Source organism: Endozoicomonas sp. ALD040 (assembly GCF_049275945.1).
GTDB lineage: Bacteria > Pseudomonadota > Gammaproteobacteria > Pseudomonadales > Endozoicomonadaceae > Endozoicomonas_A.
Map to the genome: position 1 here is coordinate 6396976 of NZ_CP184829.1, position 22041 is coordinate 6419016.

A 22041-nucleotide genomic window follows, 5' to 3' on the forward strand; every position below is an offset into this window, starting at 1 on the left:
ACTGGTCTTTTCACAACCAGAAACTCTCTATTATTGCTGCCTGCTAACGCCATGCTGTGGGGCGCCGCACAGCGGCGTCCCAGCCCCTTTAGGGGCGACACCAGCAACTTGTTAGCATGGCAGCCCACCCCAAGGGCAAATGGTGAATGATGCAGAGGATTAGCAGCTTTCTTGCTGAACTGATTGAAGCGCACAATCTCTGATATTTAAAAGCTTCCAGGCGATAAAGAAGCTGATGCAACTTTGAACTGGCATAGGGCCACTGAGCAAAAAGTACCGATAAACTGAAAACCAACGCTGACATGCCCAACGATACACCGCAGATTTTTCAGCGACAGACTTCACACCAGCAGACATGTACTGCTGAGAACTACTGAAAAGTTAGTGTAACAGTGTCTTTTTGCTGGGAGGTTCTAACTCGAAACCCACCATAGACAGTGAACCCAAAAACTCTTTTTGAAAACTGGTCTTTTCACAACCAGAAACTCTCTATTATTGCTGCCTGCTAACGCCATGCTGTGGGGCGCCGCACAGCGGTGACCCAGCCCCTTCAGGGGCGACACCAGCAACTTGTTAGCATGGCAGCCCACCCGCAAGGGCAAATGGTGAATGATGCAGAGGTTTAGCAGCTTTCTTGCTGAACTGATTGAAGCGCACAATCTCTGATATTTAAAAGCTTCCAGGCGATAAAGAAGCTGATGCAACTTTGAACTGGCATAGGGCCACTGAGCAAAAAGTACCGATAAACTGAAAACCAACGCTGACATGCCCAACGATACACCGCAGATTTTTCAGCGACAGACTTCACACCAGCAGACATGAACTGCTGAGAACTACTGAAAAGTTAGTGTAACAGTGTCTTTTTGCTGGGAGGTTCTAACTCGAAACCCACCATAGACAGTGAACCCAAAAACTCTTTTTGAAAACTGGTCTTTTCACAACCAGAAACTCTCTATTATTGCTGCCTGCTAACGCCATGCTGTGGGGCGCCGCACAGCGGCGTCCCAGCCCCTTTAGGGGCGACACCAGCAACTTGTTAGCATGGCAGCCCACCCGCAAGGGCAAATGGTGTATGATGCAGAGGATTAGCAGCTTTCTTGCTGAACTGATTGAAGCGCACAATCTCTGATATTTAAAAGCTTCCAGGCGATAAAGAAGCTGATGCAACTTTGAACTGGCATAGGGCCACTGAGCAAAAAGTACCGATAAACTGAAAACCAACGCTGACATGCCCAACGATACACCACAGATTTTTCAGCGACAGACTTCACACCAGCAGACATGAACTGCTGAGAACTACTGAAAAGTTAGTGTAACAGTGTCTTTTTGCTGGGAGGTTCTAACTCGAAACCCACCATAGACAGTGTACCCAAAAACTCTTTTTGAAAACTGGTCTTTTCACAACCAGAAACTCTCTATTATTGCTGCCTGCTAACGCTTAAATCAGGTGCGCCGTAGGCGTCACCTGGATTTTCTTGGTACGCCCGGCATGGGCATGAACTTATGGGGTGAAAGTCCCCTGTGGGTAAACCAGCATCGGATCTTGCGCCTAATAAGCCAACCGATGATAACCACTAGCTTAAGGCAAGTGCAATCCCGCGAGGGATTGTGCGGAGGCAGTCTGACTGCAAAGGTGCGAGCCGACGGACAGAAATCGCATACAAGGCCGAGTCTCGTGGGCGAGTGAGCCAATGATCACAAAGCCCTCTGGTTTGAGAGACACGGTAAATGCGGCGGTTGTGCACTGACAGTTCATGTTCTTATCCGGGGAGGTCTGTTCAACATGCGATTGGTTATTCCCAGTTCTCAGCCACTGGTTACAACAGGCTCGGCGAGCAAGATTCATCACCCTGTTCGAGCAAACCCGATGACAACCAATAGCGCCCAAAGGAGTAATCCTGTGTGGTGATTGAACAGAAGTCAGCAGACGTCATAGTAGTTGTTCGACAGGAGTCGTCAGCGAAGGACTGAACACCGATGACAAAGAGGAGACTGATTCCCTCAGCGCAGTGCAGCCGTCCGGCGAAACACTGTGTCTGGCGACAGAATCTTTAACCAGCTTTGAACCACGATCTACTAAGTTGTGCACTGGAGCCTGCCAACTTACTGAAGGCATGGAAACAGGTCAGAAGCAACAAAGGTGCTCCCGGTATTGATGGAGTCACCATTGATGCCTACCCTGACTTTGCTAAACAGCATTGGCCTTCAGTGCGCCAAGCCTTACTGGATGGAACATATAAACCGTCTCCGGTGCTTCGGGCTGTTATTGAGAAACCCGATGGAGGAGAAAGGTTGCTTGGAATTCCTACCGTTCAGGATAGGGTCATACAACAGGCCATAGTGCAGGTGTTAACCCCTATCTTTGATCCCGGATTTTCAAACAGCAGCTTTGGTTACAGACCGGGAAGATCTGCACAAGATGCCGTGCAACAGGTTAAACGCTATATCAAACAGGGGCTGCATCAGGCAGTTGACGTTGATCTGAGTAAATTCTTTGATACCGTCAGCCATGATGTACTCATGTCGAGAGTCGCCCGTAATATTAACGACAAGCGTCTGCTAAAACTGATTGGTTGCTACCTCCGTGCTGGCGTCATGATTGATGGGCAATGCTACCCGACACGGGTGGGTATGCCACAAGGCGGTCCACTTTCACCGCTGCTGTCGAATGTACTTCTTGATGACCTGGACAAGGAACTGGAATATCGGGGTCATTGCTTCGCACGTTACTGTGATGATTTTGTGATACTCGTTGGCAGTCAACGATCAGGGGAGCGAGTGATGGATAGCATTACCCGTTACCTTGAACGAAGGCTGAAATTAACGGTAAATCCGACCAAAAGCGAGGTGGTGAAAGCCACCAAAGCAGAGTTCCTGAGTTTCACCTTTACAGGTAAGAAAATCCGGTGGACAGAGAAGAGCCTGCGCTGCTTCAGGCGGCAAGTCCTTAAACTCACCAGCCGCAGCTGGGGTGTATCAATGGGCTACCGTTTGCGAAAGCTTACCGAATATATCAGGGGCTGGATGGGTTATTTCAGAATAACCGAATATTACCGTCCTATACCGCTACTGGACCAATGGATACGTCGGCGTATCCGCTGCTGTTTTATCAAGCAGTGGCGTAAACCGAAAACCCGCTATCGAAATTTGGTCAGGTTGGGCGTTGATCACATCAAAGCCGCCGGGATCGCAATCAGTAGCAAAGGGTATTACCGGTTAAGCAAAACCTTTGCAACACAGCAGGCACTCAACGACAGTTACCTCGCAAAACTTGGGCTTGTTTCGCTGAAAGACTTATGGATTAGGTTTCACTATCCTAGGTGAACCGCCCGGTGCGGACCCGCATGCCGGGTGGTGTGGGGAGAGCTGGAGAAAGACCAGCTCTTACCCGATTGTACGCCCGACATGGGCATGAACTTATGGGGTGAAAGTCCCCTATGGGTAAACCAGCATCGGATCTTGCGCCCAATAAGCCAACCGATGATAACCATTAGCCGACGGCAAGTGCAATTCCGCGAGGAATTGTGCGGAGGAAGCCTGAGCGCAAAAGTGCGAGCCGACGGACAGAAACTGCATACAAGGCCGAGTCTTGTGGGCGAGTGAGCACAAGATCACAAAGCCCTCTGGTTTGAGAGATACGGTAAATGCAGCGGTTGTGTACTGACAGTCCATGCTCTTATTCGGGGAGGTCTGCCCAACCGGCGACCGTGAATAATATCCAGTTTGACCACTGGTTCAACAGGTCTGGCATTCTGGCTTCATCAACCGGAATGAGCGAACTCGATGAAACACGGTAGCGCATTCAGGAGTAATCCTGTCTGTGTTTTGGGTAGAAGTCAGCAGACGTCATAGTAGCTGTTCGACAGAAGTCATTAACTGACCGGAAGTCGTCAGCGAAGGACTGAACACCGAAGACAAAGAGGAGACTGATTCCCTCGGAGCAGTGCAGCCGAACGGCGAAACACTGTATCTGGCGACAGAATCTTTAACCAGCTTTGAACCACAATCTACTAAGTTATGCACTGGAACCTGCCAACTTACTGAAGGCATGGAAACAGGTCAGAAGCAACAAGGGCGCTCCCGGCATTGATGGAGTCACCATTGAGGCCTACCCTGACTTTGCTAAACAGCATTGGCCTTCAGTGCGCCAAGCCTTACTGGATGGAACATATAAACCGTCTCCGGTGCTTCGGGCTGTCATTGAGAAACCCGATGGAGGAGAAAGGTTGCTTGGAATTCCTACCGTTCAGGATAGGGTCATACAACAGGCCATAGTGCAGGTGTTAACCCCTATCTTTGATCCCGGATTTTCAAACAGCAGCTTTGGTTACAGACCGGGAAGATCTGCACATGATGCTGTGCAACAGGTTAAACGCTATATCAAACAGGGGCTGCATCAGGCGGTTGACGTTGATCTGAGTCAGTTCTTTGATACCGTCAGCCATGATGTACTCATGTCGAGAGTCGCTCGTAAGATTAACGACAAGCGCCTGCTAAAACTGATTGGTTGCTACCTCCGTGCTGGCGTCATGATTGATGGGCAATGCTACCCGACACGGGTGGGTATGCCACAAGGCGGTCCACTTTCACCGCTGCTGTCGAATGTACTTCTTGATGACCTGGACAAGGAACTGGAATACCGGGGTCACGGTTTCGCAAGATACTGCGATGACTTCGTGATATTGGTTCACAGCCAACGGGCAGGGGAAAGGGTGATGGAAAGTATCACCCGATACCTTGAGCGTCGACTGAAACTGACAATCAACCCGACCAAAAGCAAGGTGGTGAAATCCACTGAGGTCGAGTTCCTGAGTTTTACCTTCACAGGGAAGAGAATCCGCTGGTCACAGAAAAGCCTGCTTCGCTTTAAGCGGACAATCATCAAACTCACCAGCCGCAACTGGGGAGTCTCGATGGACTACCGCCTGCGAAAGCTTGCCGAATATATCCGGGGCTGGATGGGTTATTTCAGAATAACCGAATATTACCGTCCTATACCGCTGCTGGATCAATGGATACGTCGGCGCATCCGTTGCTGCTTTATTAAGCAGTGGCGCAAGCCGAAAACCCGTTATCGAAATTTAGTCAAGTTAGGCGTTGATCATATCAAGGCCGCTTCGATTGCAGCCAGCAGCAAAGGGTATTATCGGTTGAGCAAAACCTTCGCAGTACAGCTGGCACTCAACGACGGTTACCTTACAAAACTTGGGCTTGTTTCTCTGAAAGATTTGTGGATCCGGTTTCACTATCCTCGGTGAACCGCCCGGTGCGGACCCGCATGCCGGGTGCTGTGGGGAGGGCTGGAGAAAGACCAGTCCTTACCCGATTTAGGCTCTGGAACTCATTAATGAAACCATTAGTTTAAGCAGCACCGTTTATATTTCTTTTCGCTCCCACAGGGACATTTTTCATTTCTGCCAATCTTTCGTGATTTTACAACAGTAGTTGGGTTTATTTTTGTTTGTGGCTTTGGCAAATCTTTAATAATAGAATCCATTTCAGAGGAATATTCCCATTGATGCTCAATAGAAACACCAATCTTAATATTTCTGTCGTTCGGATCTAAACAAATACCTTGCCATGAATCAGCTTTTTCAGCATATTTTCTTCGCTCACAATGTTCAATAAGTGATGCCGCTGCATGAGAATAATTTTTAGTATTGAAATGAATTGTTAAACCAGCTTTGCTGTCTTTAATGCCTATGGTTAAGTCGTGATGCTTACCATCACGTATTGCCTTTTCCGTTAATGAAGTTATTCCTAAATTTATTTGATCTACAGTTTCTCCACTAAGAGAAAGGAGTAGAAACCCAAAGTCTACTGAGCCAGAGTCTTCTTTAAATTCTATCTGGTTAATCAATTCTCCTACAGGAGTACCATTATTCATGGTTAATATTCCTTCAGGAGTATTTCTACCGGGTAATCCCTCTCTTCTGGTTACCATTGCAAGATCAAGGTCTGAAGACAGGTCTTCAGACAGATGATAAAAGCTTGACTCTTCCTGCATCCATAAATTCTGCTTTAAATGGTAGGATAGAATTGTAAGCTCTTGAGTTGAATTAATTCTTTCGTAATATAACGCTCTTCTATTTATGTAACTTAAAAAATATAGTGGAGATTTAAGCATTTCAGTCATCACATCAAGCAGAAATACATCCATTATAAATGGAGCCTTTATCTGCTCTGTTTCTTTATACTCTAAAAACTGTCTAGACTGAAAGCTTAATGCTGGATAATGATCAGAAAGAATACAAAAAATATATTTTTCTTTAAAGTCCCTACTAATATTGATTGTATTGGAATTACTATCCTTCAAGATAATGTCTTGATCGCTAATTAGCTCTGCACAAGATAATCCCTGATTGTAGGCATCTTGAACGGCTTTCTTAAAATCCTCTTTTAATACATTGTCATTGCCTTTTCTTGCAGCGATAGTTAGTTTTTTTGACTTTGCTTGCAATATTATTGCGCGATTAGCAAAAACTACTAGAACATCTATCTCTCCGGCTTTTTCTCCTTTTTTATCAAAAAGATCAATATTCGTGTGTACTCTATTTTCACCGAATACTTTTTTCAATCTTGTCTCAGAGAATTTTTCTGTAAACTCTCCTCGATTGATCATTGCTGTATTTTTATAAGATTTGTCACTATTAAACCAAAAAAACGGTGTTTCATATAATGCTTCCACCAAACTATAATGCTGAAGAAGTATGAATTCCTCATCTGTTTTTCTGATGATAGGATATGCATTTACAACATTGAAATCACCAAGGCTTTTAAATTGCTCATTTTTATTTTCAGTATCAATGGAAAATGATTCTAGTATTGATGATATTGCATGGCGATCAATACAACACTCTTTACTTATTTCATCTACTGTGAATGTGAAAGCGGGAAGGATAGTGCACTCAGAAGGCTCTAAATTAGGTAGATTAGATATAGTAGTTGTTAACTTGTCACTCTGGTATTTTGATAAGACAGAGATTGTTTTTACCACATCACTTACAGAGAATCCTCTATTGCTTTCAAACCAGTCATTATCTTTCTGATATTTCTCAATTGAGAAATCTCTATATTGAAAGCTATACGCAGATTCTCCAGAATAAAAAATTGGCTCCCTTAAAACAGCACCATTTTCAAATGGATTATTTTCGAGAAAATCTTCTATAGATGCTCCTTGGAATATCGGCATCATCATAGATTGGTGTATTTCATGCAATAAGCTTTGAGTTCTATCAATGTAGCTCTGTAGAACTTCTGGAGACGGAGTTTTAAAGTTAATATTTGATTTGTGCATTAGACCTATTAATGTAGATATTTCCGTCCTAATAAGTCTTTCAGGGGAAACTGGTTCCATTAAATCTTCAGAAGTAACTGAATCCCCGTACCTTACTGTGTTATCTCTAAAACAAAAACAAGCTATAGCATGGATGTAGCCATCGGATTTACAAAGTTCTTCAAGTTCTGAAAAAATCTCAGACTCTTCTCTTACGCTTAGTTTCATACTTCTTTAATACTCAGAACTCTGAATTTATGTGGAGCCTAACGCCTGCTTCAGCCGCACGCCGAAGGCGCGTCGGGTGGAGGGGCGAAGCCCCTGAACGAACTGGAAGCATTTGTTATGTGCGTAGGTTGATTCTATAAACGAAAGCATCCTCTATGAATTGACCATTTATAGTTTCTCTTGAGAGCCTTTCTTTTAATATGTTTTTCTTACTATTGAAAACACTGGCCAATAATTGCAATATCTTGTTTGAATTATCGGTAACACCAATATTATTAAGGGATAAGGTTGAATCTTTATCCGAAAAATCGTTTAAGGCATCTACTACTTTTTTGTAGTACTTTTTTGGCCCTTCAGATTTAACTAATTCTGAAGTAAAGAAAAGCTTCCATGTTTTTTCTTCTGGATAATATAACCAAAATGTTGCAGAAACTTTAGCATCGCTCTTATCAAGTTTTTTGAGAAGAGTTTCACCGACACTAATCATTTCATTCGTTAGGCTTTCGCTTACCAAAATTTCTTTAGCCATTGTAAAATTCCTGATTGTTTATCGGTAATTGCTTCAATTAAGTCAATAGCTCTAGTTTTTTCGATATTTGTTTCATATCGGGAGGTTTCTTTCCAGTCTTTAACAACTGCCCAGTTCAATTTAAAAGTTTCACTATCCTGTTCTTCTTTTTTGAGCCTTTGCTTCAGCCCTGCGACACCAACCAAATCAGTTAGGTTGTGGGTATGGCTATCTTGAGCCAACTTCTTGTTTGGAAAGTCAAACTCTTTGACTTGCTTACAAATACAAGCTTTTAAAGCACACTCAACAGAATACCCTGCAAGATAGTAAGCTCCATTGAACTCATCATTTTCAAGCAGTATTATTGCTTCTCTTATCCTTATCGAGGATAAGCTCTCTAACTCAGCCTTATTCATATAGCTAAGATTGCTCTCAAAATCGTATGAAATTGTAAAGATAGCGGATTATGTCATGCTTTGATCTGTTTTTTAACTTTTACTTACTGCTTGGTAGGAGCACATAACGCCATGCTGTGGGGCGCCGTAGGCGTCCCAGCCCCTTCAGGGGCGATACGAGCAACTTGTTAGAGCCTTGCTGGCATATAGCTACAGCATTCAGTTAAAACATGCTCAGCTTTTTTTGGGTCAATAGGTGAGAGATTGTTGACAGTATAGGGAATTGCCGTGTTTATCCATCCAACATGCAGATCTCCACCAAACTCTACGTAGTAATAATTTCCAGGAACAATATTTAAAACGTACTCTTTGCTTGGAGTCAAAGCCATAAACGGCCATTTAATCTTTATGTTATGGTCACCTTCTTCTAAATATGTCCATGTAAATGTATTATTTGGTAGTTTGGCTATTGGTTTACCATCAACTTCAGCGGAAACACTGTATGCAACTGGTGGAACCATTTGACGATAAATAACCAATACGGCTTTATCTTCACTAGGTATTCCTATCTTTGCATCAATATAAGAGGCAGCATTTTTTGGAGCGGTAGAGCAAGCACTTAAAAGCACCGCAGACAAAAGTATAAATATTTTTATTCTATACACTATTTCTTTCTCTCTGTTTTGTATAAAAGGCTCTAACGCTTGCAGCAAGGGTGGCGAACACAGTGAGCCATCCCTTTTGCCTGCACTTGTTAGCACCCGTTTTTGATTGCTGGAATTACTCTTTCGTTGTGCAACCTTACACTAATGTTTGAGTCTTTTTGTAGATAGGACTTAGCAATCCGGTGAACACCATCCAATACCCATGTTTTTCCCTTCCATTCCAATAGATCTATTGGCCAACTCAAATCAGCTTTTACTACTCTATCGTATTGATAAGGTGACCTAGATTTATCCCCGAGCACTTCTAGAGGTGAAATATCAAACAACATTCCCATGTTTGGCTTCGATGACCATAGCGGAAGGCCAAGCAAGTAATCAAAATGACTCCTTGGGGTAGCCACGCTTTTACATTCCAGAGTCCAAACCTTTTTAACATCCCAATTGAACGGAAGAATATGCTCTTGAATTAACTCGGGTATAAATTTTCTCATATCCTGTCGTAGCCTGATAAAGGGTGCTAACGCCTGCTTCAGCCGCGCGTCGCAGGCGCGTCGGGTGGAGGGGCTTTAGCCCCGGAACGAACTGGAAGCATTTGTTAGGCGCTGGAATGAGAACGCAGCAGCTAATGCAAATATCAGTGCATCGAACCATAAGAACCACGAAATAGTCTTTGACTGAAAATATTCAGGCTCACCGTTGAACCTTACTTCAGCTGCCTGTAATTCTAGCTGCCTTGCATTTAGTTCTTCATTTAACCTTCTCAAATGAAGAGATACTTCTTCGTTTGAACGATTTGAATAACGCAACTTAAAGTTATAGTTATCTATGACTTGCTCCCATTCATAGACTCTATCGTATGCTCTTTCCCAAGAATTTTGTGGTAAAACAAACCAACCTAAAAAAGCAAATAGCAATGAGAACGACAATAACCCAACTGCTATGCCCAACTTTTTTTTCTGTGTAATGAACAGAAATGCAACCAGACATGTCAAAAATAAAAGAGCAAACTCAACACCTAACAATAGGTTTCCAGACTCTTTACCGAAAATTCCCCGCTGACTTTCAGCAAACAAACCTAACTGAATTGCAACAAATGCAAATATTGAACAAAAAATAACATACATTACTGAATACTCAATAATGAGAGTTAAAGACCTTTATCTAAAAGCTAGCTCTTTCTATTTCAATTTTATTGCCTCGTAAATCCGAATAAAATACCTTCACCGAATCTCCCACAAAATCTTTGATCATTATTGAAATATTAAGCCCGTCTTGATTAAATTTTTCTTCATCAAATTTAATATTGGTTTCATTTGGATATTTTGGGATTAATAAATAATCCCTTTCCCATTTTTCAATCATATCTAGCAACTCTTTTGAGACGTCCAATTCTGACATGCAGAAAGCAGCTCCTTCATGATCCCAGGTTGATACTTCATAATCAGCCATAACTAAGATTTCGGTAACTAATTCTTTATCACCATCCAAAAAATACAACTTATTCATAATATACTCGATACTGGAAGTGGCGCCTAACGCCAAGGTAAGGGGCGCCGGTTACGGCGTCCCGCGCAGCCCCAAAGGGGCGGAGTGCACTTGACCGACTTGTTGAACCAAGCCGCTAACGCGGCAAAAAAATACCGTTCATCCCAGCCACCCCAACATTGCCAATACTTCCTGATATCCGTACCACTCCGGCGCGGCTTATATAAGGAAGCAACATGGAACGTTCTGAGCAAATCCGGTTTGACAAACTGTATCAAAAACACATCACCACACTGAAACTTCAGGGCAAAAGAAAATCAACCATTGATCTATACAGCAGACCAATTCGGCGGCTGGCAACCTTCTTTGATCGTTGTCCTGACAGACTCAGCCCTGAGGATTTAAAAACCTATTTTGCCGCCCTGGTGGAAAGCCATTCCTGGAGCACGGTCAAAACCGATCGTAATGGCCTGCAGTTTTTCTGGAAACATGTTCTGGGCAAACACTGGGACTTTGTTGAAATCATCAAACCACCGACCGTCAAGCGACTGCCCGTTATCCTGACGCCTGCAGAGGTAGAACGACTGCTCAATACTGCACGGAAACTGCGCTATTACACCATTCTGTTGACACTTTACAGCATGGGCTTAAGGCTGGCCGAAGGCCTGAACCTGACCATTGCCGACATTGATTCCGAACTCATGAGAGTCCATTTGCGCAACTGCAAAGGCGGCAAGGATCGCTATGTTGATCTTCCCAGTCGAACACTTAAGGCCCTGCGCCGCTATTGGGCCACTCACCGAAACCCAAAGTTTCTTTTTCCTGAAGGCCAGAGCGCACAGCAACGGCACCGAGCGACTCAGCCCATGAGCCGTTCCTGCACCCAGAAAGCCATGAGACAGCTGGTTGAAGAATGCAGGATTAATAAAAAGGTCAGCCCTCACAGTTTACGACACAGCTTTGCCACGCACCTTCTTGAACAGGGTTTAAGTCTCAGGGCTATTCAGACACTGCTCGGGCACATGTGCCCAAAAACCACCGCTATCTATACCCAGTTAACAGAAACCGCCCAACTTAATACCAGGAAAGTGATGAATCATCTGATCAATGAACTCAAGCTGAAAGGAGATGATCAATGAAGCTTTCCCATATAGCAGCGCAATACGGTGATCGGTTTCTGGAAAAATACAGTCAATGTCTTTTACCTGGCCATATCAAAGCACTGCAAGCAATACAGCACTGTCGAACGTCGGCAGCCGGTATGACCTTGCTGGAATGCAACGGCTGCGGGACACGGGATCAAAAGCCCATGTCCTGCGGGCATCGCCACTGCAACCGCTGCCAGAACACCGATACCAGCGAGTGGCTGCAGCGGCAAAGACAGAAACTACTGCCCGTTGAATACTTTATGGTGACCTTCACCTTGCCAGCGCAACTTCGAAACCTGGCGTGGCAACATCAACGACAGGTGTACGATTTACTGTTCAGAACGGCAGCTGACACCCTGAAAGAATTTGGCAGCAATTCCAAAAAACTGGATGCAGACCTGGGAATGACCGGCGTTCTGCACACTCATAGCCGACGGCTGGATTACCATCCCCATATACACTTTGTCGTGCCAGGTGGCGGCATCAATACCCGACGAAAAGAGTGGCGCAAACTCACAGGCAACTATCTGTTCAATGGCAAGAACCTGGCCATGGTCTTTCGAGCCAAACTCCTTCGCGCCCTGGACGAACAGGGACTACTATCTCCGAGCCTGAAAACAAGGCTGCCCAATGAGTGGGTCGTCAATTGCAAACGGGTAGGCAAAGGATTACCAGCACTTGAATATCTATCCCGCTATCTGTACCGAGGCGTGATCAGTGACAACAACATCCTGACCAGCAAACGAGGAAAGGTGACCTTTTCTTACCTCAACAGTGAAACAGGCAAAAAGGAGAAGCGAACCCTGCCAGGAGAAGACTTCCTGTGGCTGGTACTAAAACATGTATTACCCAGGCGACTTCGACGATCGCGGGATTACGGATTTTTACACAGCAACGCAAAAAAACAATTATCACTGGTGCAACTGGTTTTAAATGTGATAGTGAAAGCAGTCGAACCCGTCATTCGCCCGAAATTCACATGCAGGCGTTGCGGTGAGTCTATGAAACACATTGCGTTCAGTTTCCTGAAACCGACCTGAGCTATTGTCACATCAACAAACACCGCCATTCACAAGCAAGGAGAAAATGTAAGCTCAGCCAGACAGATCCGACATATCCAAGACTACCGTAATGCAGTGGTCTGGAGACACTCATCCTGAATAAATAGCGTTCAGAAAAAACGTTTTGATTCAAGGTCCGCCAGATAAGTAAACTTCAATAGACCTTTCTTACCAGAATTCAACCTGGGCTTGTGCAACAACAGGATAAGATTGCGGCTGGGCGCAATCTATCCTTATTCGTTATGTTGCATGTGGATGGCGGTAGATTTGCCAGAGCCCACCTCTGAACTCTGTTTCTTTTTCGAGATTTGCACCTACAGATTTCGCCAGCTTTATTGATGCCAAATTCTCTGAATGAATAAAACTTATCAAAGACAAATCTGGCATATATTTTTTGCCAGTTGCTTGAACAATCAGAGTTGCCTCCTTTGCAAAGCCTTGTCCCCAGAACTCCGGAGCCAGTGCCCACTTTATTTCTGGAGATGGCCAGTCGTTAGGATACCAGAAGCCTACTGGACCCAGTACAGCGTTACTGGACTTTTCTACAACAGCATAAGGGCCATAACCTCGTAGTTGCCAATGGCCAATCATTCCTGCCATAGCTCTCCATGTTTCACCCTCTGTAAAAGAGCGACCTGTTGTGAATTTTGTAGCTACGGAGTCACAATAATATTTGTGCAAATCAACCCAATCACCGTCTTCGAATTGTCTGAGAATTAATCTCTCTGTTTCCAACACTTTGGGGACAAGAAAGTCCATTTGATGAATGACTCCTTTGATTTGTATGCAACATAACGCCAAATTCAGCGGTTGCCGAAGGCAGTCCGCTGGAATTTTTTGTTGAACCAAGCCGCTAACGCGGCAAAAAAATACCGTTCATCCCAGCCACCCCAACATTGCCAATACTTCCTGATATCCGTACCACTCCGGCGCGGCTTATATAAGGAAGCAACATGGAACGTTCTGAGCAAATCCGGTTTGACAAACTGTATCAAAAACACATCACCACCCTGAAACTTCAGGGCAAAAGAAAATCAACCATTGATCTATACAGCAGACCAATTCGGCGGCTGGCAACCTTCTTTGATCGTTGTCCTGACAGACTCAGCCCTGAGGATTTAAAAACCTATTTTGCCGCCCTGGTGGAAAGCCATTCCTGGAGCACGGTCAAAACCGATCGTAATGGCCTGCAGTTTTTCTGGAAACATGTTCTGGGCAAACACTGGGACTTTGTTGAAATCATCAAACCACCGACCGTCAAGCGACTGCCCGTTATCCTGACGCCTGCAGAGGTAGAACGACTGCTCAATACTGCACGGAAACTGCGCTATTACACCATTCTGTTGACACTTTACAGCATGGGCTTAAGGCTGGCCGAAGGCCTGAACCTGACCATTGCCGACATTGATTCCGAACTCATGAGAGTCCATTTGCGCAACTGCAAAGGCGGCAAGGATCGCTATGTTGATCTTCCCAGTCGAACACTTAAGGCCCTGCGCCGCTATTGGGCCACTCACCGAAACCCAAAGTTTCTTTTTCCTGAAGGCCAGAGCGCACAGCAACGGCACCGGGCGACTCAGCCCATGAGCCGTTCCTGCACCCAGAAAGCCATGAGACAGCTGGTTGAAGAATGCAGGATTAATAAAAAGGTCAGCCCTCACAGTTTACGACACAGCTTTGCCACGCACCTTCTTGAACAGGGTTTAAGTCTCAGGGCTATTCAGACACTGCTCGGGCACATGTGCCCAAAAACCACCGCTATCTATACCCAATTAACAGAAACCGCCCAACTTAATACCAGGAAAGTGATGAATCATCTGATCAATGAACTCAAGCTGAAAGGAGATGATCAATGAAGCTTTCCCATATAGCAGCGCAATACGGTGATCGGTTTCTGGAAAAATACAGTCAATGTCTTTTACCTGGCCATATCAAAGCACTGCAAGCGATACAGCACTGTCGAACGTCGGCAGCCGGTATGACCTTGCTGGAATGCAACGGCTGCGGGACACGGGATCAAAAGCCCATGTCCTGCGGGCATCGCCACTGCAACCGCTGCCAGAACACCGATACCAGCGAGTGGCTGCAGCGGCAAAGACAGAAACTACTGCCCGTTGAATACTTTATGGTGACCTTCACCTTGCCAGCACAACTTCGAAACCTGACGTGGCAACATCAACGACAGGTGTACGATTTACTGTTCAGAACGGCAGCTGACACCCTGAAAGAATTTGGCAGCAATTCCAAAAAACTGGATGCAGACCTGGGAATGACCGGCGTTCTGCACACTCATAGCCGACGGCTGGATTACCATCCCCATATACACTTTGTCGTGCCAGGTGGCGGCATCAATACCCGACGAAAAGAGTGGCGCAAACTCACAGGCAACTATCTGTTCAATGGCAAGAACCTGGCCATGGTCTTTCGAGCCAAACTCCTTCGCGCCCTGGACGAACAGGGACTACTATCTCCGAGCCTGAAAACAAGGCTGCCCAATGAGTGGGTCGTCAATTGCAAACGGGTAGGCAAAGGATTACCAGCACTTGAATATCTATCCCGCTATCTGTACCGAGGCGTGATCAGTGACAACAACATCCTGACCAGCAAACGAGGAAAGGTGACCTTTTCTTACCTCAACAGTGAAACAGGCAAAAAGGAGAAGCGAACCCTGCCAGGAGAAGACTTCCTGTGGCTGGTACTGAAACATGTATTACCCAGGCGACTTCGACGATCGCGGGATTACGGATTTTTACACAGTAACGCAAAAAAACAATTATCACTGGTGCAACTGGTTTTAAATGTGATGGTGAAAGCAGTCGAACCCGTCATTCGCCCGAAATTCACATGCAGGCGTTGCGGTGAGTCTATGAAACACATTGCGTTCAGTTTCCTGAAACCGACCTGAGCTATTGTCACATCAACAAACACCGCCATTCACAAGTAAGGAGAAAATGTAAGCTCAGCCAGACAGATCCGACATATCCAAGACTACCGTAATGCAGTGGTCTGGAGACACTCATCCTGAATAAATAGCGTTCAGAAAAAACGTTTTGATTCAAGGTCCGCCAGATAAGTAAACTTCAATAGACCTTTCTTACCAGAATTCAACCTGGGCTTGTGCAACAACAGGATAAGATTGCGGCTGGGCGCAATCTATCCTTATTCGTTATGTGCGTAGGTTGATTCTATAAACGAAAGCATCCTCTATGAATTGACCATTTATAGTTTCTCTTGAGAGCCTTTCTTTTAATATGTTTTTCTTACTATTGAAAACACTGGCCAATAATTGCAATATCTTGTTTGAATTATCGGTAACACCAATATTATTAAGGGATAAGGTTGAATCTTTATCCGAAAAATCGTTTAAGGCATCTACTACTTTTTTGTAGTACTTTTTTGGCCCTTCAGATTTAACTAATTCTGAAGTAAAGAAAAGCTTCCATGTTTTTTCTTCTGGATAATATAACCAAAATGTTGCAGAAACTTTAGCATCGCTCTTATCAAGTTTTTTGAGAAGAGTTTCACCGACACTAATCATTTCATTCGTTAGGCTTTCGCTTACCAAAATTTCTTTAGCCATTGTAAAATTCCTGATTGTTTATCGGTAATTGCTTCAATTAAGTCAATAGCTCTAGTTTTTTCGATATTTGTTTCATATCGGGAGGTTTCTTTCCAGTCTTTAACAACTGCCCAGTTCAATTTAAAAGTTTCACTATCCTGTTCTTCTTTTTTGAGCCTTTGCTTCAGCCCTGCGACACCAACCAAATCAGTTAGGTTGTGGGTATGGCTATCTTGAGCCAACTTCTTGTTTGGAAAGTCAAACTCTTTGACTTGCTTACAAATACAAGCTTTTAAAGCACACTCAACAGAATACCCTGCAAGATAGCAAGCTCCATTGAACTCATTATTTTCAAGCAGTATTATTGCTTCTCTTATCCTTATCGAGGATAAGCTCTCTAACTCAGCCTTATTCATATAGCTAAGATTGCTCTCAAAATCGTATGAAATGGTAAAGATAGCGGATTATGTCATGCTTTGATCTGTTTTTTAACTTTTACTTACTGCTTGGTAGGAGCACATAACGCCATGCTGTGGGGCGCCGCACAGCGGCGTCCCAGCCCCTTTAGGGGCGACACCAGCAACTTGTTAGCATGGCAGCACACCCGCAAGGGCAAATGGTGAATGATGCAGAGGATTAGCAGCTTTCTTGCTGAACTGATTGAAGCGCACAATCTCTGATATTTAAAAGCTTCCAGGCGATAAAGAAGCTGATGCAACTTTGAACTGGCATAGGGCCACTGAGCAAAAAGTACCGATAAACTGAAAACCAACGCTGACATGCCCAACGATACACCGCAGATTTTTCAGCGACAGACTTCACACCAGCAGACATGAACTGCTGAGAACTACTGAAAAGTTAGTGTAACAGTGTCTTTTTGCTGGGAGGTTCTAACTCGAAACCCACCATAGACAGTGAACCCAAAAGCTCTTTTTGAAAACTGGTCTTTTCACAACCAGAAACTCTCTATTATTGCTGCCTGCTAACGCCTGCGTCAGGGGCGCCGTAGGCGACCCCTGGATGCAATTGTGTACGCCCGACATGGGCATGAACTTATGGGGTGAAAGTCCCCTATGGGTAAACCAGCATCGGATCTTGCGCCCAATAAGCCAACCGATGATAACCATTAGCCGACGGCAAGTGCAATTCCGCGAGGAATTGTGCGGAGGAAGCCTGAGCGCAAAAGTGCGAGCCGACGGACAGAAACTGCATACAAGGCCGAGTCTTGTGGGCGAGTGAGCACAAGATCACAAAGCCCTCTGGTTTGAGAGATACGGTAAATGCAGCGGTTGTGTACTGACAGTCCATGCTCTTATTCGGGGAGGTCTGCCCAACCGGCGACCGTGAATAATATCCAGTTTGACCACTGGTTCAACAGGTCTGGCATTCTGGCTTCATCAACCGGAATGAGCGAACTCGATGAAACACGGTAGCGCATTCAGGAGTAATCCTGTCTGTGTTTTGGGTAGAAGTCAGCAGACGTCATAGTAGCTGTTCGACAGAAGTCATTAACTGACCGGAAGTCGTCAGCGAAGGACTGAACACCGAAGACAAAGAGGAGACTGATTCCCTCGGAGCAGTGCAGCCGAACGGCGAAACACTGTATCTGGCGACAGAATCTTTAACCAGCTTTGAACCACAATCTACTAAGTTATGCACTGGAACCTGCCAACTTACTGAAGGCATGGAAACAGGTCAGAAGCAACAAGGGCGCTCCCGGCATTGATGGAGTCACCATTGAGGCCTACCCTGACTTTGCTAAACAGCATTGGCCTTCAGTGCGCCAAGCCTTACTGGATGGAACATATAAACCGTCTCCGGTGCTTCGGGCTGTCATTGAGAAACCCGATGGAGGAGAAAGGTTGCTTGGAATTCCTACCGTTCAGGATAGGGTCATACAACAGGCCATAGTGCAGGTGTTAACCCCTATCTTTGATCCCGGATTTTCAAACAGCAGCTTTGGTTACAGACCGGGAAGATCTGCACAAGATGCCGTGCAACAGGTTAAACGCTATATCAAACAGGGGCTGCATCAGGCAGTTGACGTTGATCTGAGTAAATTCTTTGATACCGTCAGCCATGATGTCCTTATGTCGAGAGTCTCTCGTAAGATTAACGACAAGTGTCTATTAAAACTGATAGGCCGCTACCTTCGTGCTGGCGTCATGATTGATGGGCAATGCTACCCGACTCGGGTAGGTGTGCCACAAGGCGGCCCTCTTTCGCCGCTACTGTCAAATGTACTTCTCGACGATCTGGACAAGGAACTGGAATACCGGGGTCATTGCTTCGCACGTTACTGTGATGATTTTGTGATACTCGTTGGCAGTCAACGATCAGGGGAGCGAGTGATGGATAGCATTACCCGTTACCTTGAACGAAGGCTGAAATTAACGGTAAATCCGACCAAAAGCGAGGTGGTGAAAGCCACCAAAGCAGAGTTCCTGAGTTTCACCTTTACAGGTAAGAAAATCCGGTGGACAGAGAAGAGCCTGCGCTGTTTCAGGCGGCAAGTCCTTAAACTCACCAGCCGCAGCTGGGGTGTATCAATGGGCTACCGTTTGCGAAAGCTTACCGAATATATCAGGGGCTGGATGGGTTATTTCAGAATAACCGAATATTACCGTCCTATACCGCTACTGGACCAATGGATACGTCGGCGTATCCGCTGCTGTTTTATCAAGCAGTGGCGTAAACCGAAAACCCGCTATCGAAATTTGGTCAGGTTGGGCGTTGATCACATCAAAGCCGCCGGGATCGCAATCAGTAGCAAAGGGTATTACCGGTTAAGCAAAACCTTTGCAACACAGCAGGCACTCAACGACAGTTACCTCGCAAAACTTGGGCTTGTTTCGCTGAAAGACTTATGGATTAGGTTTCACTATCCTAGGTGAACCGCCCGGTGCGGACCCGCATGCCGGGTGGTGTGGGGAGAGCTGGAGAAAGACCAGCTCTTACCCGATTATGCCCGTTTTTATTGCTAGGAGGTTGTTCATATATCGATCACCGTATGATGTAAGTGACCAATAGTCGTCTTCAATAATTTCAATGAGTTTCAATGCTCGAAGCTGTATTTTTATAATGTCAAATGAGTCAGTGTAAACGCGGATATTTTCTATTTTACAATCTTTGTGCTTCTTTTTTGTATGGCTGGAGATACCAGATTTTATAAAGCTATTGATTCTTGCAGTGATTCTGTATTCTGAGCTGGGATTGATTATTTCTGGAGCAATATAAGCGAAAAGTGAATCCCATGTTGTTTTCAGATCATAGTCATACTCTTTGCCTTTTTTCCAATACGTTACATTGTTCTTGCCTGTTGTAGGGACTTTTGTCTCGTAGCAACAACTAATGCTTAACTTATCATTTCCTTTAGATAGACCCTCAATGCCGCTTGGTTCTTTTGCACTGAGCTTTCTGATAGTTTCTTCTAAGGATTTTATTTTTTTGTTGAGTTCTAATATTTTGGAAGATTGATCTTCAATGACTTGGTCTGCTCTAGTCCAGCCAATTGCTGGCTCGTGTTTAATTAGCTGAGTAATGCTACGACTTACCTTAGCTCCAAGGTCTACAGGGCTATTCCAGTATTTGCATAGTTTTTGCTCGCACAATGCTCTGAACTGTGAAAGTTTTTTATTATTACTTTCAGATTTTTCAGTTTTTGCAGATACGATGTTACCGGGGTTTTCATGGAGAAATGCAATAACAGGCTTTCCTGTTTCTACTGCATATCTATACTCCATCTCTGTATAACTCATTCCTGTGTTTTTTGAGATAGAACCATACCTTCCGCCTAATATCACAATGTAATAATCAGACTCATCAATTACCTTTTTTATCCAATTCCATTGTTCTTCATTCGCAGCAGGGAAAAGCTCCATTCCAGAAGGCATGCAATCTAATTCAAGGAGTGCTTGCATGACTTCAGCTCTTTCTTCACTTAGATCCTTATAAGTGGAACTTACAAAAACTTGAAAACGTTTGTTCAATGTTTACTCCGTAGGGCATAACCTCAAAGCTGACGGGCGCACAGTATGTGCGTCCCAGACTGGCGTGTTGTTAGATTTGCGATTGCATAGGAGCCAACAGCAAAGATGAAAATAGATATTGCAGGTATTGAAAGCGACATAATCAGGCGCACACTGCTTGTTTTCATAATCACTCCACTTTACCCAGTTATATGTGTTTTAGGGATATTACAGATTACATGGCGTGAATTGGGTAGAGCTTGGTTCAACATGTGCATCGTTTCGCAGGTTATCTTAGGGAAAAATCATGAAAGCCCCCGAAGCCACTGAGCTCAATGGCTATAAGGATATCCACCTATAGAGTAAAATACACATCCATTGTCTTATACAAAAAAGATTTGGATGTTCTGGAAATGAATGCATTTGATTTAATGAATAGGCTATCTGTCATTTATGACGCACGTCAGCAATGGAAAGTAGATCATAAACTTGCTGATATTCTGCTCTTAACCATCTGTGCTGTCATTGCAGGTTGTGAAGGTTGGGAAGAAATTGAAGACTTCGGCAATGAAAGACTGCAATGGTTAAAAAAGTATGGTGAATTTGAATACGGTATTCCTTCACATCATACAATTTCCAGAGTAGTTGCTGCTATTAACCCAAAGCAATTCCAGAAATGCTTTATTGAGTGGATGCAAGCCTGTCACCAGACAACCAATGGTGAGATCATTGCAATTGATGGAAAAACAGCAAGAGGCTCTTACGATAAAGGCAAGGACAAAGGTGCAATTCACATGGTGAGTGCATTTGCGACTGCAAACGAATTGGTTCTTGGCCAAATTAAAATTAATGATAAAAGTAACGAGATTACCGCCATACCTGAATTGCTTGATCTCCTGGAAATCCGTGGCTGCCTCATAACTATAGACGCCATGGGGTGTCAGAGGGATATTGCCAAGAAAATCGTTGATAAAGGCGCTGATTATTTGTTAGCGGTAAAGGCAACCAGGGTAAGCTCTATGAAGCATTTGAGGAACATTTCTCTGTTGAAAAAGTGAATCAATGGAATGGTGATACTTTCAGAATCGAAGAGAAAAGCCATGGTAGAATGGAAACACGCCTTCACATAGTAAGTGATACCTTTGATGAGTTCGTTAATTTTTCTTTTGATTGGAAAGGAATGAAAACACTCGGGATTATTTTCTCTGCCAGAATGGAAGATAAAGTGTTCAATGCTGATGATATCAGTGTCCGTTATTATATCTCCTCTGCGAAGTTAACAGCAGAAGAATTTTCACATGCTGCAAGAGAGCATTGGGCGATCGAAAATAAACTCCATTGGAAAATGGATGTTGCAATGCGAGAAGATGATTGTCGAATCAGAAGGGGCAATGCCGCTGAAATGCTCACAGGTTTTCGGCATATGGCAGTGAATATGTTGAACAATACCAAAACCTTTAAAGCAGGCTTAAAGCGTAAACAGAAAAAGGCAGCCATGAACACACAATACCTGTCTGAAGTCCTTGCTGGGTGTGGGGTTTCATGATTTTTCCCTACAGGTTATCTCAGACGTTCGTTATGCGAACAAAACTATCGCCGAATGTTGGCAAAGACCGAACACTCGCTGAGTGAATCTAACGCCATGCTGTGGGGCGCCGCACAGCGGCGTCCCAGCCCCTTTAGGGGCGACACCAGCAACTTGTTAGCATGGCAGCCCACCCGCAAGGGCAAATGGTGAATGATGCAGA

At 44.6% G+C, this 22041-nt stretch carries 19 protein-coding genes and 1 pseudogene; 8 read left to right on the top strand and 12 right to left on the bottom strand.

Going from position 1 to position 22041, the window contains the following annotated elements:
- Positions 1-2061: 2061 nt before the first annotated feature.
- On the top strand, positions 2062-3324 hold the full coding sequence (gene ltrA, locus ACOJUN_RS23500) for a group II intron reverse transcriptase/maturase (protein ID WP_422134275.1): 1263 nt from the start codon (positions 2062-2064) through the stop codon (positions 3322-3324).
- Between the two features lie 352 nt (positions 3325-3676).
- On the opposite strand, the gene ACOJUN_RS23505 is transcribed toward ltrA (ACOJUN_RS23500), so the two are convergent.
- Positions 3677-3802 carry a hypothetical protein gene (locus ACOJUN_RS23505; RefSeq protein ID WP_317142120.1) on the bottom strand — a complete coding sequence of 42 codons (126 nt, stop codon included), beginning with the start codon at positions 3800-3802 and terminating at the stop codon, positions 3677-3679.
- Positions 3803-3995: 193 nt separating this feature from the next.
- Here ACOJUN_RS23505 and ltrA (ACOJUN_RS23510) point away from each other — a divergent pair, with 193 nt between their 5' ends.
- Positions 3996-5258 (top strand): group II intron reverse transcriptase/maturase, encoded by a 1263-nt coding sequence (gene ltrA, locus ACOJUN_RS23510; RefSeq protein ID WP_422134276.1) that lies wholly within the window; start codon positions 3996-3998, stop codon positions 5256-5258.
- 98 nt (positions 5259-5356) lie between these two features.
- On the opposite strand, the gene ACOJUN_RS23515 is transcribed toward ltrA (ACOJUN_RS23510), so the two are convergent.
- The 6 genes from ACOJUN_RS23515 to ACOJUN_RS23540 form a co-directional block, all read right to left on the bottom strand.
- Positions 5357-7504, bottom strand: a complete 2148-nt coding sequence (locus ACOJUN_RS23515) for an SEC-C metal-binding domain-containing protein (RefSeq protein ID WP_422134277.1) — start codon at positions 7502-7504, stop codon at positions 5357-5359.
- Positions 7505-7619: 115 nt separating this feature from the next.
- Positions 7620-8033 carry a hypothetical protein gene (locus ACOJUN_RS23520; RefSeq protein ID WP_257287148.1) on the bottom strand — a complete coding sequence of 138 codons (414 nt, stop codon included), beginning with the start codon at positions 8031-8033 and terminating at the stop codon, positions 7620-7622.
- The gene (locus ACOJUN_RS23525) at positions 8012-8428 is read right to left on the bottom strand and encodes a HEPN domain-containing protein (protein ID WP_422134278.1); all 417 of its coding nucleotides are present in this window, start codon (positions 8426-8428) and stop codon (positions 8012-8014) included. Before ACOJUN_RS23525 ends, ACOJUN_RS23520 begins: the two co-directional genes overlap by 22 nt.
- Positions 8429-8595: 167 nt before the next feature.
- Positions 8596-9072 carry a hypothetical protein gene (locus ACOJUN_RS23530; RefSeq protein ID WP_422134279.1) on the bottom strand — a complete coding sequence of 159 codons (477 nt, stop codon included), beginning with the start codon at positions 9070-9072 and terminating at the stop codon, positions 8596-8598.
- 566 nt (positions 9073-9638) lie between these two features.
- Entirely contained in the window at positions 9639-10196 is a 558-nt protein-coding gene (locus ACOJUN_RS23535; protein ID WP_422134280.1) for a hypothetical protein, read from the bottom strand.
- A gap of 37 nt (positions 10197-10233) precedes the next feature.
- The gene (locus ACOJUN_RS23540; RefSeq protein ID WP_422134281.1) at positions 10234-10578 is read right to left on the bottom strand and encodes a hypothetical protein; all 345 of its coding nucleotides are present in this window, start codon (positions 10576-10578) and stop codon (positions 10234-10236) included.
- 215 nt (positions 10579-10793) lie between these two features.
- Here ACOJUN_RS23540 and ACOJUN_RS23545 point away from each other — a divergent pair, with 215 nt between their 5' ends.
- The gene (locus ACOJUN_RS23545; protein WP_422134272.1) at positions 10794-11696 is read left to right on the top strand and encodes a site-specific integrase; all 903 of its coding nucleotides are present in this window, start codon (positions 10794-10796) and stop codon (positions 11694-11696) included.
- On the top strand, positions 11693-12745 hold the full coding sequence (locus ACOJUN_RS23550) for an IS91 family transposase (RefSeq protein WP_422134273.1): 1053 nt from the start codon (positions 11693-11695) through the stop codon (positions 12743-12745). The genes ACOJUN_RS23545 and ACOJUN_RS23550 overlap by 4 nt, the downstream gene beginning before the upstream one ends.
- A 261-nt stretch (positions 12746-13006) precedes the next feature.
- On the opposite strand, the gene ACOJUN_RS23555 is transcribed toward ACOJUN_RS23550, so the two are convergent.
- A complete protein-coding gene (locus tag ACOJUN_RS23555; protein WP_422137122.1) occupies positions 13007-13525 on the bottom strand; it encodes a GNAT family N-acetyltransferase in 519 nt (172 codons plus the stop codon).
- A gap of 194 nt (positions 13526-13719) precedes the next feature.
- Between ACOJUN_RS23555 and ACOJUN_RS23560 the strand changes: the two genes are divergently transcribed.
- Both ACOJUN_RS23560 and ACOJUN_RS23565 read left to right on the top strand, forming a co-directional pair.
- The gene (locus ACOJUN_RS23560) at positions 13720-14622 is read left to right on the top strand and encodes a site-specific integrase (RefSeq protein WP_422134272.1); all 903 of its coding nucleotides are present in this window, start codon (positions 13720-13722) and stop codon (positions 14620-14622) included.
- The gene (locus tag ACOJUN_RS23565) at positions 14619-15671 is read left to right on the top strand and encodes an IS91 family transposase (RefSeq protein ID WP_422134282.1); all 1053 of its coding nucleotides are present in this window, start codon (positions 14619-14621) and stop codon (positions 15669-15671) included. Before ACOJUN_RS23560 ends, ACOJUN_RS23565 begins: the two co-directional genes overlap by 4 nt.
- Before the next feature lie 261 nt (positions 15672-15932).
- On the opposite strand, the gene ACOJUN_RS23570 is transcribed toward ACOJUN_RS23565, so the two are convergent.
- From ACOJUN_RS23570 to ACOJUN_RS23580, 3 genes are all read right to left on the bottom strand, one after another.
- Positions 15933-16346: a hypothetical protein gene (locus tag ACOJUN_RS23570; RefSeq protein WP_257287148.1), complete on the bottom strand. Its 414-nt coding sequence runs from the start codon at positions 16344-16346 to the stop codon at positions 15933-15935.
- Entirely contained in the window at positions 16325-16741 is a 417-nt protein-coding gene (locus ACOJUN_RS23575; RefSeq protein ID WP_422134283.1) for a HEPN domain-containing protein, read from the bottom strand. Before ACOJUN_RS23575 ends, ACOJUN_RS23570 begins: the two co-directional genes overlap by 22 nt.
- Before the next feature lie 896 nt (positions 16742-17637).
- The gene (locus tag ACOJUN_RS23580) at positions 17638-17763 is read right to left on the bottom strand and encodes a hypothetical protein (protein ID WP_317142120.1); all 126 of its coding nucleotides are present in this window, start codon (positions 17761-17763) and stop codon (positions 17638-17640) included.
- A 193-nt stretch (positions 17764-17956) separates the two neighbouring features.
- On the opposite strand from ACOJUN_RS23580, the gene ltrA (ACOJUN_RS23585) reads away from it, so the two are divergent.
- Positions 17957-19219, top strand: a complete 1263-nt coding sequence (gene ltrA / locus ACOJUN_RS23585) for a group II intron reverse transcriptase/maturase (protein WP_422134284.1) — start codon at positions 17957-17959, stop codon at positions 19217-19219.
- Between the two features lie 60 nt (positions 19220-19279).
- Here ltrA (ACOJUN_RS23585) and ACOJUN_RS23590 read toward each other — a convergent pair whose 3' ends face one another.
- A complete protein-coding gene (locus tag ACOJUN_RS23590) occupies positions 19280-20314 on the bottom strand; it encodes a DUF4062 domain-containing protein (protein WP_422134285.1) in 1035 nt (344 codons plus the stop codon).
- A gap of 392 nt (positions 20315-20706) precedes the next feature.
- On the opposite strand from ACOJUN_RS23590, the pseudogene ACOJUN_RS23595 reads away from it, so the two are divergent.
- Positions 20707-21839, top strand: a pseudogene (locus ACOJUN_RS23595) (ISAs1 family transposase).
- Positions 21840-22041: the final 202 nt, after the last annotated feature.

What these genes read in the sequence shown, in the direction of transcription:
- ACOJUN_RS23505 (WP_317142120.1), bottom strand. Translation starts at nt 3,802, where the DNA reads ATGCGCTACCGTGTTTCATCGAGTTCGCTCATTCCGGTTGATGAAGCC.
- ACOJUN_RS23515 (WP_422134277.1), bottom strand. Translation starts at nt 7,504, where the DNA reads ATGAAACTAAGCGTAAGAGAAGAGTCTGAGATTTTTTCAGAACTTGAA.
- ACOJUN_RS23520 (WP_257287148.1), bottom strand. Translation starts at nt 8,033, where the DNA reads ATGGCTAAAGAAATTTTGGTAAGCGAAAGCCTAACGAATGAAATGATT.
- ACOJUN_RS23525 (WP_422134278.1), bottom strand. Translation starts at nt 8,428, where the DNA reads ATGAATAAGGCTGAGTTAGAGAGCTTATCCTCGATAAGGATAAGAGAA.
- ACOJUN_RS23535 (WP_422134280.1), bottom strand. Translation starts at nt 10,196, where the DNA reads ATGTATGTTATTTTTTGTTCAATATTTGCATTTGTTGCAATTCAGTTA.
- ACOJUN_RS23540 (WP_422134281.1), bottom strand. Translation starts at nt 10,578, where the DNA reads ATGAATAAGTTGTATTTTTTGGATGGTGATAAAGAATTAGTTACCGAA.
- ACOJUN_RS23545 (WP_422134272.1), top strand. Translation starts at nt 10,794, where the DNA reads ATGGAACGTTCTGAGCAAATCCGGTTTGACAAACTGTATCAAAAACAC.
- ACOJUN_RS23550 (WP_422134273.1), top strand. Translation starts at nt 11,693, where the DNA reads ATGAAGCTTTCCCATATAGCAGCGCAATACGGTGATCGGTTTCTGGAA.
- ACOJUN_RS23555 (WP_422137122.1), bottom strand. Translation starts at nt 13,525, where the DNA reads ATGGACTTTCTTGTCCCCAAAGTGTTGGAAACAGAGAGATTAATTCTC.
- ACOJUN_RS23560 (WP_422134272.1), top strand. Translation starts at nt 13,720, where the DNA reads ATGGAACGTTCTGAGCAAATCCGGTTTGACAAACTGTATCAAAAACAC.
- ACOJUN_RS23565 (WP_422134282.1), top strand. Translation starts at nt 14,619, where the DNA reads ATGAAGCTTTCCCATATAGCAGCGCAATACGGTGATCGGTTTCTGGAA.
- ACOJUN_RS23570 (WP_257287148.1), bottom strand. Translation starts at nt 16,346, where the DNA reads ATGGCTAAAGAAATTTTGGTAAGCGAAAGCCTAACGAATGAAATGATT.
- ACOJUN_RS23575 (WP_422134283.1), bottom strand. Translation starts at nt 16,741, where the DNA reads ATGAATAAGGCTGAGTTAGAGAGCTTATCCTCGATAAGGATAAGAGAA.
- ACOJUN_RS23580 (WP_317142120.1), bottom strand. Translation starts at nt 17,763, where the DNA reads ATGCGCTACCGTGTTTCATCGAGTTCGCTCATTCCGGTTGATGAAGCC.